8 protein-coding genes are annotated in these 8,605 nt (G+C 65.1%); 3 read left to right on the top strand and 5 right to left on the bottom strand.

Features of this window, described 5'->3' with window-relative positions:
• The 4 genes from VF515_17885 to VF515_17900 form a co-directional block, all read right to left on the bottom strand.
• The coding region (locus tag VF515_17885; protein ID HEX7409503.1) for an FAD binding domain-containing protein at window positions 1-531 on the bottom strand (531 nt) is incomplete at its 3' end.
• The gene (locus tag VF515_17890; protein ID HEX7409504.1) at window positions 528-2,921 is read right to left on the bottom strand and encodes a xanthine dehydrogenase family protein molybdopterin-binding subunit; all 2,394 of its coding nucleotides are present in this window, start codon (window positions 2,919-2,921) and stop codon (window positions 528-530) included. The genes VF515_17885 and VF515_17890, both read right to left, overlap by 4 nt.
• Before the next feature lie 9 nt (window positions 2,922-2,930).
• Entirely contained in the window at window positions 2,931-3,632 is a 702-nt protein-coding gene (locus tag VF515_17895; GenBank protein HEX7409505.1) for a (2Fe-2S)-binding protein, read from the bottom strand.
• A gap of 173 nt (window positions 3,633-3,805) precedes the next feature.
• Window positions 3,806-4,069, bottom strand: coding sequence for a hypothetical protein (locus tag VF515_17900; GenBank protein HEX7409506.1), 264 nt, complete (start codon window positions 4,067-4,069; stop codon window positions 3,806-3,808).
• Between the two features lie 829 nt (window positions 4,070-4,898).
• On the opposite strand from VF515_17900, the gene VF515_17905 reads away from it, so the two are divergent.
• The 3 genes from VF515_17905 to VF515_17915 all read left to right on the top strand — a co-directional run bounded on the left by VF515_17905 (window position 4,899) and on the right by VF515_17915 (window position 8,347).
• Window positions 4,899-5,954 (top strand): PAS domain-containing sensor histidine kinase, encoded by a 1,056-nt coding sequence (locus VF515_17905; GenBank protein HEX7409507.1) that lies wholly within the window; start codon window positions 4,899-4,901, stop codon window positions 5,952-5,954.
• 695 nt (window positions 5,955-6,649) lie between these two features.
• Window positions 6,650-7,126, top strand: a complete 477-nt coding sequence (locus tag VF515_17910) for a hypothetical protein (GenBank protein ID HEX7409508.1) — start codon at window positions 6,650-6,652, stop codon at window positions 7,124-7,126.
• 609 nt (window positions 7,127-7,735) lie between these two features.
• Window positions 7,736-8,347, top strand: a complete 612-nt coding sequence (locus VF515_17915; GenBank protein ID HEX7409509.1) for a hypothetical protein — start codon at window positions 7,736-7,738, stop codon at window positions 8,345-8,347.
• 151 nt (window positions 8,348-8,498) lie between these two features.
• Here the strand turns inward: VF515_17915 and VF515_17920 are convergent.
• Window positions 8,499-8,605, bottom strand: a 107-nt coding sequence (locus tag VF515_17920) for a dienelactone hydrolase family protein (protein HEX7409510.1), incomplete at its 5' end; no start/stop codon positions are given.

Raw genomic sequence — 8,605 nt, forward strand, 5'->3', positions numbered from 1 at the left:
GGCACTGGTCAGTTCGAGGTGGGCATCGAGGGCGACCAGGGCGGTGGCGAGGTCGGAGGAATGGATCGCGGCGCAAACCTGGTTGTCGAAGAGGGCGTGGTACTGGTTCTCTCCCGCCTGCGCGTAACACGTGTCCCCACCCTTGCGCAGGCACGGAAACGACTGCGATCGGAAGTACCAGCACCGTGGGCGCTGCAACAAGTTGCCTCCCACCGTCGCCGCGTTCCGGATCTGAGGCGTGGCGACGTGCGCGGCCGCATCAGCCAAGGCGGTATAGCGCTGGCGCACGATCGGGTCCGCGCCCAAGGTCGCAAGGGTCACCAGGGGCCCGACCGTCAGGCCGTGGGGCTCTTGCCGGATCCTATCGAGTCCAGGAATGGTCCGGAGATTGACCAGCCGGGTCGGGGCATCGAGTCCCTCCTTCATCCGGTCGAGGAGATCGATCCCACCCGCTTTCAGCGCCGCCTGTGGGCGGAGTTGTGCGATCGCTTCTGCGACTGATGTCGCGTTCACCCACTCGAAGTTGATCATCCGCGGGCCTCCGTTCGCGTCTTGGCAAGCGCTTCGAGCACGCGCGCCGGCGTCATGGGCAGCGTGCGCATGCGGACGCCGATGGCGTTGTAGACGGCGTTGGCGATCGAGGCAGCGGTGGGGATCGTTGCCGGTTCGCCAACCCCGCTGGCATCGGTAGAGCTACGCCCGCGGTAATCTTCGACCAGCACGACCTCGATGGCCGGAACCTCCCACGCCGAGGCGATCTTGTACTGTTCGAAATTCGGGTTGAGCATCCGACCGGTGGCGAGGTCAAGGTGGCGATCCTCATAGAGCGCGTAGGATATGCCCTGGATGATCCCGCCGTTGATCTGGTTCTCGATGCCGAGCGGGTTCATCGGCCGGCCGCAGTCGTGGACGGCCACGACGCGTTCGACGCGGATGATGCCCGTCTCCGTGTCGACGACGACCTCGGTAAACTGCACGCCACCCAATCCCGCGACGACGGCGACTCCCGCAGGCGGTTCGTAGTCAGGACGGCGCTGGGCCGTGGCCGAAATGGCCTCACCCTTCATCAGGGTCGCCGCCTTGCGGAGCGGCAGCCGACGCGACGGGTGCGTGTGCGAGGTCACCGCACCGTCGACGATGGCGAGGGTGTCGGGTTGCGACTGCAGCCGTGGAGCGACCAGTTCGAACAGCTGGCGACGCACCATGGCTGCAGCCTCCCGAGCCGCCGGCGTGATGGATGCCGTGGTGGTGCTACCGCCTGAACTGGGGCCGGCCGGGAACCGCGTGTCGCCGATCCGGACCACAATGTCGCGCGCGGCCAGCCCCAGTTCCTCGGCCACCACCTGCGCCAGAACGGTCTTGGTGCCGGTGCCGATGTCCTGCACCCCCGACCGCAGCTCGACGGTCCCGTCACGCAGGAGCCGCACCTCGCACGCCGCGTTGAGCCTGACGATGCGGGGCCAGTAGGCCTGGGCGACGCCCAGCCCGCGCCGCAGTGTACCGCGGTCGCTTCCTGCCGGGCGCCGACGGGCCCAGCCAAACCGCTCGGCACCGATGCGCCGTTCCACGCGCCGCGCCAGCGCGCCGGATTCCTCGCGCACATCGATCCGATCCCGCAGGGCAAGCGGATCCACGCCGAGCCGCTCGGCGAGCTCGTCAATGCACTGCTCCAGCGCGAAGGCACCCTGGGGGAAGCCCGGTGCCCGCATGGCGCAGCCCGGCCCCGCGTGGATGAACACATCGGACTGCTCAGACTGGAAATTCGGGCAGGCGTAGAGCCGCTCGGCGATGAGCCCCACGCCGGCACCGGTCGCCACGCCCGCCGTGCCCACACTCGACAACTCGATGGCTGTGAGCGTACCGTCCCGGCGCGCTCCGATGCGCAAGCGCTGAGCCGTGGCGGGGCGGTTGCCGGCGGACTGGTGCTCTTCCGCACGGTCGAGCACCAGTCGCACCGGCGCCTTGGCCTGGCGCGAGAGCCGCGCCGCCAGCACGCCGTAGCTACCCGCACCGAACTTGGCGCCAAAGCCGCCGCCCATGAACTCGGTGATCACGCGGATGCGGGATTTGTCGAGGCCGAGCACCTCCGCCAGTTCGTCCTGAACAGAGGCAGTTCCCTGGGTCGAGGCGTACACGGTGAGGCCGTCCTCGCGCCAGTCCGCCACCACCCCATGCGGCTCCAGGGCGGAGTGCGTCTGGACTTGGGTGTGGAACTCTCCTTCGACGACGACCTCGGCTGCGGTGAACCCCGTCGCGATATCGCCGCGGACAGTGCGTAACGGGCCGCGCACGTTCCCGTGCTGCGCTAGGCCGCTGGCCGCTCCGCCGCCCCCTGCGGTCCCGGCCATGTCTACGGGACCCGGGTAGACCAGCGGTGCGTTGGCGCGCTGGGCTTGGTCCAGCTCCGCCGTGAACGGCATGAGTTCATACTCGATGTCGACGAGGCGGGCGATCTCTTCCGCCGCTTCAGGGGTCGTCGCGGCGATCGCACCAATGGGCTGGCCGACGTAGCGGAGGATCGGGTACGGCGAAGCCAGCTCCTGGCTTGGGTCGCGGAGGCTGGGGAGCCCCATCGGCCGATCGAGAAGCTGGAGGGCGCGGAAATCCGGGTGCTGCTGTGCCCTGGTCGTATCGACGGACTTGATACGTGCGTGGGGATGCGGCGAGCAGATCCGCCGCGCGTGGAGCATCCCCGGGAGCTGCACGTCCGCCGTGTAGCGCGCCCGACCCGTCACTTCGAGGTGGCCGTCGACTCGTGCGGTCGGTTTTCCCACCACCCGCAACTCGGCATTCGGCGCCCAGGGGACCGGCTCTCCCGCCGGCAGCGGCCGCTCTTCCCAACGCAGCTGCTCCTGTGGAATTCCAATGGGAAAATTCGCTGTTCCCGTGGGTGGACTCGTGTGATCGTCGCTCGGAGGCATGTCCGCACCTCACTGCTTCGAGCGACGCCGCTGCGCTGCAGCCAGCGTGGCCGCGAAGACTTTGGGATACGTGCCGCAGCGGCACAGGTTACCGGCTGTGGCGTCCTTGATCTCCTCGATCGTCGGGCTTGGGTTGCGGACGAGCAGCGCGGCGCAGCTCATCACCATACCTGGCGTGCAGAAGCCGCACTGCATCGCGTCGTGCGCCACGAAGGCCTCCTGCACCGGATGCAGCGCTTCGCCGTGTGCGAGGCCCTCGATGGTCGTGACCTTGCGTGCGCCCACGTCGAGCGCCAAGAGCATGCAGCTGTTCAGTGGGGTGCCGTCGAGGAGCACGGTGCAGGCCGAACACGCGCCGCGATCGCAGCCGAGCTTCGTGCCCGTGAGCCCCAACTGCGTTCGGAGCACCTGCGCAAGCGTTGCCCGAGGTTCTACCTGAAGCCGGTGCCGCGCGCCGTTCACCCAGAGCGTGACGGGCACGAGGCCCGGGCCCAGCACCGGTGCGGCTTGGGGCTGGTGCGGGGCGGCTTGCGCCGGCCCAAGTGTCCCCGCCAGGGCAGCGGTTCCGATCGCCGTGTAGGTGAGGAACTCGCGCCTGCTGGTGCGCCATTCCCACGAACGGGGATCGGCCGGGTCGTTCTCCAACGCCCCGGCAACCGCGTCACGTTTGTCAGCAAGTGCTGCGGTCTGTGGCTCGCGTAGCTTCTTCATCCTCACCTCCGACGTCGTCGTGTGCGCGAGTGCGTGCCGCGCCTGAGCAGCCGCGTGGTATGGAAACGGTCGCCGTACCTAGTCGAGCGGCGCAATCTCGAGCAGCTGGATGGCACCACCGACGTGCTCCACGCGGTTATCAAGAAAGTGCTCGCAGTCATCAGCCATGAGGCTCAGGCTGCGCCGTCGAGGAACTCCTTGAATCCCGACGGCGCATGTGGACCGTACACGATTTGCTCCACCAGAGCCACGCCCACGCGGTTCCCCATGCGGGCGCGGCAGAGCTGCTGGGCATGCAGGCCGTGCGGCTCGAGCGGGTTGATAGCGGAGAGATCCCAGGCCTCGCCGCGTACCGCCTCCTCGCCTTGCCAGGTGCCGTGAGCGAACGTGGGGTGGTTATAGCCGACCCTGCATGTGGAAGCGCAGCAGCGGCTCATACTCGGTCACATGGGTCTCTCCCTGACGCGTTTCCAGCGAGAGCCTGATCCGGGAGGCTCGACGCGCCCAAGCCTTCGCGCCTGATCTACGCTTACGAACAAGAGCGGCTGATTCCTGATTCTGCGGACCTCGGCAAGTCCGGCCGCGTGCGCCCAGCCGATTTGGACGGTGCGCCGGCAGTCGTGCGGTCACCGTCGACGAGATCGTCACCCTTGTGAACCTGGCGCTCGGCAACGGCGGGACGTGCCGGAGCGGACTTGCTGCCGACGTCACACCTGACGTGTCAGTGATTCTTCAGGCTGTGAACAACGCCCTGAACGGGTGTTGACGAGACCCTGAGCCTCTGCCCTGAAGCCCAACAGGCGTGACGGCCTCGGGTGTCCGCCATCCGATGTCGGACGCAAGTACCGACGTCGACAGCACCGCGAAAACGCCCGTCGCCCGCATCTTTGCGGGGCCGTCCAGGTACTTTTCCCCTGCCGACCAGGGATTTCTCCGTCTGGTGCAAGTCAGCCCTCGGACCTATCCTGTGTCTCGATGAAAACGGACGCACACAGACACAGCGCTCATGCAGGCGGTGGCATCATGACACGGTATCACGGTGGCGAAATAGCGAAGGCTGGCTTCTACTGGAACCCGGCTGGGTGGGAAATCACGACCACGAAGAAAGGCGAGGCGCTGCCTGGGACGAAGGAGACCCGGTATCTGCGCATCCCGACCATCCTGCTGATGCTTGTCCCAGCCTCCCGAAGCGGACTATTGGTGTCCCAAGGCAGGCCGGCGTGCCGTCCATCTTGGAAATATCGGGTAAGGCGTGAGGAGTAAGGGATGAAAGATGTGTTCACGGCGGAAGGCGATAAGGCACGGGACCGTTTCGGTCTCGCGCAAATGGTCATCGACCACGCCGGCATCATCAGCTTTGCCAATTCCCGTGCGGAGCAGCTGTTTGGATATGAGTGCGGGGAACTGGTGGGGTGCTCCATCGAGAATCTCCTCCCCGCTCGCACACGCGAGCGGCACCGCCAGCAGCGAAACGAATTTGTGCAGCGGCAGCAGGTACGCCAGATGGGCGGCAGCCTGATCGTGCACGGCGTGCGCAAGACCGGCGAGGAGATCCCGCTGGAGATCGGGCTGAGCCCGATTCAGACGGACAGCGGCACGATGACTCTGGCGACCATCATCGACGCGAGCGAGCGCCAGCGCGCCGAGGAGGCGCACCGGCTCTTCCTCGCCGCCACCTCGCACGACGTGCGCAATACCCTGGCGAATGTTCTCGGGTACGTGAACCTGGTGTGTGAACGCGTGGCCGACGAGACAAGCCGCAAGTACCTCATCCGCGCCGCTCTTCTGATGCAGAACCTCTCCGCTGTGATGAGCGACATGGTGGTGCACGCCGGTGTCGCCGGCCAGACCGCCGTCCGCCAGCCGGTCGACGTTCACCGAGTACTGTCCGGGTGCGCGGCCGCCGTCGAGCCGCAGTGCGAAGCCATGGGCCTGCAGCTGCGAGTGTCGCTGCCCGCGTCCAGCTCGGTGATGACGGATCCCACGCTCCTCGCTCGGATCGTCCAGAACCTGCTGGTCAATGCCGTGCGCTACACCAAGGAGGGCGAGATCGAGTTGTGCGCCGCGCTCAACGCGGACGAGTTGCGGATCTCGGTGCGTGATACGGGAATCGGTATACCGGCCGAGTCCCTGCCGCGAATATTTGACGACTATTACCGCGACCCAGAGGCATGTCAGCTGGTTCCCCTCGGCACCGGTCTCGGCTTGTCGACCGTCAGGCGGTTCTGCAAGCTCCTGGGCGGCTCGGTTTCCGTGCGCAGCATCCAGGGTGTCGGTACGACGTTCGAGGTGGCAGTGCCGGTGGTCACGCCGGGAGTATGATCCGACCGCAACGTTTTGAGGGTACGGGGAGCATCCACCACCGGCCGAAGCGTCACCCCGACTCCCCCTGTGCACCAGCAACGACTCCGCCGGATCTGGTTCAAGATGAATAACACGATGCCCCACTCCGAGAGCGTCGGTATCACAAATTCTTGCAGAACAAATACGCCGCCACCAGATGTCCTGGCATAGAGCGTGCTCGGAGTGGCGGGGTCGATGGCGAGGGCATAGACGGGGAGGTCGGGCAGGCCTGTACGGAGAGTGTTCCAGGCTTAGAGGTGACCATCATCAAGTGGAAGGCTCGTGTTGGATGGAGGCCCGCAGTCGCCGTCCACATTCGTGCGACGTGCCTGGCGCTCTTCATTGCGGCACCAAGGCGCAGGGAGCAGTCAGGCGCGTGGCGCATGATCCCCCGATAAATGTCATCTCAGTTGTCTGCCCTAACGAGAGTGTCTCCGGCGCACGTCAGCGCCGGGCGCAACCCAGCTCAAGATTATAACAGAGGGCGATTGAGACGCTGGTGTAGGCGAGACTGCAGGGGGCTTCACCCGCGCTGATACAATCTATTACCTAATAGCCATGTGCTAGATTATGGCCCCATGCGCTCCTCAAACCGCCCCCAAACGGCCCTCGTGCCCGCAAAAAATCTACAACATAACGTTCCAGCCCGGCTTGCCGAGGCCAAACGGAGCCTCGTGGCACTTGCCGAGCTGTACTTCCGGAGCCAGGTCGCCGGTCAGGCGAGCGCCACTATCGACGCCAAGTGCCGGGACCTTGGACGCTTCCTGACGTTCTACCACCGCCTGTACGGACACGACCGGCCGGACGAATGGTACACGTCGGTGACCCGGGAGTTTCTCAAGCAGCTCGCCAAGGCCCGACCGGCGCAGGCCACCATCGTCCGCACCTACGCCAGCGTGCGGCACTTCGCGCGGTGGGTCCATGAAAAGGTCGCCCCCTTCCCGCTGGGGTGTCCGACGGACGGCATCAAGCCGCCGCAGGAACCGGAGGCGGAATGGAAAGGGCTGAGTCGGGCGGAGGAGTTGCGACTGCTCAACGCCGCGCAGACGCTCCGTGTCCGTCCCGGCCGTGGGACGAATCAAGGCGTGCGCGATCACGCCGCAATCGCCGTGCTGCAAGCCGACATTCTAAACGATCAGACTGATCAGTGAGGAAGAGTTCAAGTACCCTAAGAGACACGGCACTGGACTGATCCAAGAGCCCATAGAATTGGAGGCGAATCCCACTTTCCTTGCAACGGTCGAAAAACTCGTGCGATCCTTCCACATAAGCCACTGCCGCTTGTGCGTACGGGCAAGCGGGCAAAGCCTGCGCCTGAAGCTGCTTCAGGTACACCCCGTTCAATCCGCCCAGAACAACTTCCATCGCGCGTGCCGGGCCTGTGACTACCATACGAGGCACCAGCTTGCACGAGGCGCAAACTTGCTCCCACTGGGGAACCTGCGAGACACCACACGCGGAACCCTTTCATTACTGAAAGTTTGACACCCAAGCGGTTGGAATCCTGCAAACAGGGTGGATGGGGCAGTATCAAAAAACCTTGCTGTTTTCACGCTACCGAGCGCGGAGAGCCTTGTCGGACGGCGTCTCTTCGATCTTTCAAGCGAAGGGTCGCTGGTTAGAGTCCAGCACGGCTCATTTTCTAAGTCGTGGCCCCGCGATTATTGTTGTTGCGGGGCACGATTCCCCCACCGAGAATGGCCGCGACGACGATCACCCTCGGCCTGCCGGTTTTGATGTATCTATCGATGATGATGCCAATGGCCGCGTTCATTGACCCACGAGCCGATCCGAAAGCCTGTGCAACCAAGCCATGTGTGCGGACGACCGCAGACCCGGGAGCGCTCGCCGACCTCCACCGCCTCTCCCACGACGGCCGTCTCTATGACGTCGAGCGCTGGATCCAAGCCGGTCGGCCGCTCCAGGTAGCTCAAGGAACGACCGTCAAGCAACGGCGCCTGACCTCTGTCTTTGAGATCGCTCTCGAAGCCGGGAATTATGCTCTGGCCCTCCTACTGTGTAACGGCTACGACCCAAACATCGAGTCCTGCTGCCCGCTGGATCTTGCCCTCCGCGCGCGGCGACGGGATCTCCTCGATCTGCTTCTGGAGTGGGGCGCCTATGTGCATCGGGTCAGCCTCAGCGATCTCTTCGACAGTTACAGTTCCAAACTCCAAGATCCACAAGATGCGCACGCCTCACCGAGGACTGAGGCGCGCATCTTGGCGGCAGCCTCAGAAACCGCCACACCGAAGATCAGAACCCGTAACGGTAGCGAGGGCGAGAGCACAATACGATGGAGTGGGCGCGGTCGCATTACCGCCTGCGCGTGCTCCTGCAGATGTGGTTTGACGGCGGCGCGCACTTTGTAGAGCACATCTCAGCGCTTCCTGTTACGTCCGTAGCGCGACACAGGCAAGACGACGGTCCGCCCACAAATGGGGCTGTGGCTCGTACGATGGGCCGGCCAACCCTGTCAGTTTGCGTTACAGTGGAAGACGCCGCTGCTGGTCTTGGCGCTTACTACGCTACGCCGTGTTGCTTGAACCACTCGCGTAGCCGCCGCCAGCCGTCCGCAGCTGGCTCCGTGCGATAGCTGTCGCGGTAATCGGCGTGGAATCCGTGGGGGG

The organism is Candidatus Binatia bacterium (assembly GCA_036382395.1).
Taxonomy (GTDB): Bacteria; Desulfobacterota; Binatia; order HRBIN30; family HRBIN30; genus JAGDMS01.

Coding starts and splice junctions, on each gene's coding strand:
- VF515_17900 (HEX7409506.1), bottom strand. CDS start 4,069: ATGAGCCGCTGCTGCGCTTCCACATGCAGGGTCGGCTATAACCACCCC.
- VF515_17895 (HEX7409505.1), bottom strand. CDS start 3,632: ATGAAGAAGCTACGCGAGCCACAGACCGCAGCACTTGCTGACAAACGT.
- VF515_17915 (HEX7409509.1), top strand. CDS start 7,736: ATGGCCGCGTTCATTGACCCACGAGCCGATCCGAAAGCCTGTGCAACC.
- VF515_17905 (HEX7409507.1), top strand. CDS start 4,899: ATGAAAGATGTGTTCACGGCGGAAGGCGATAAGGCACGGGACCGTTTC.
- VF515_17890 (HEX7409504.1), bottom strand. CDS start 2,921: ATGCCTCCGAGCGACGATCACACGAGTCCACCCACGGGAACAGCGAAT.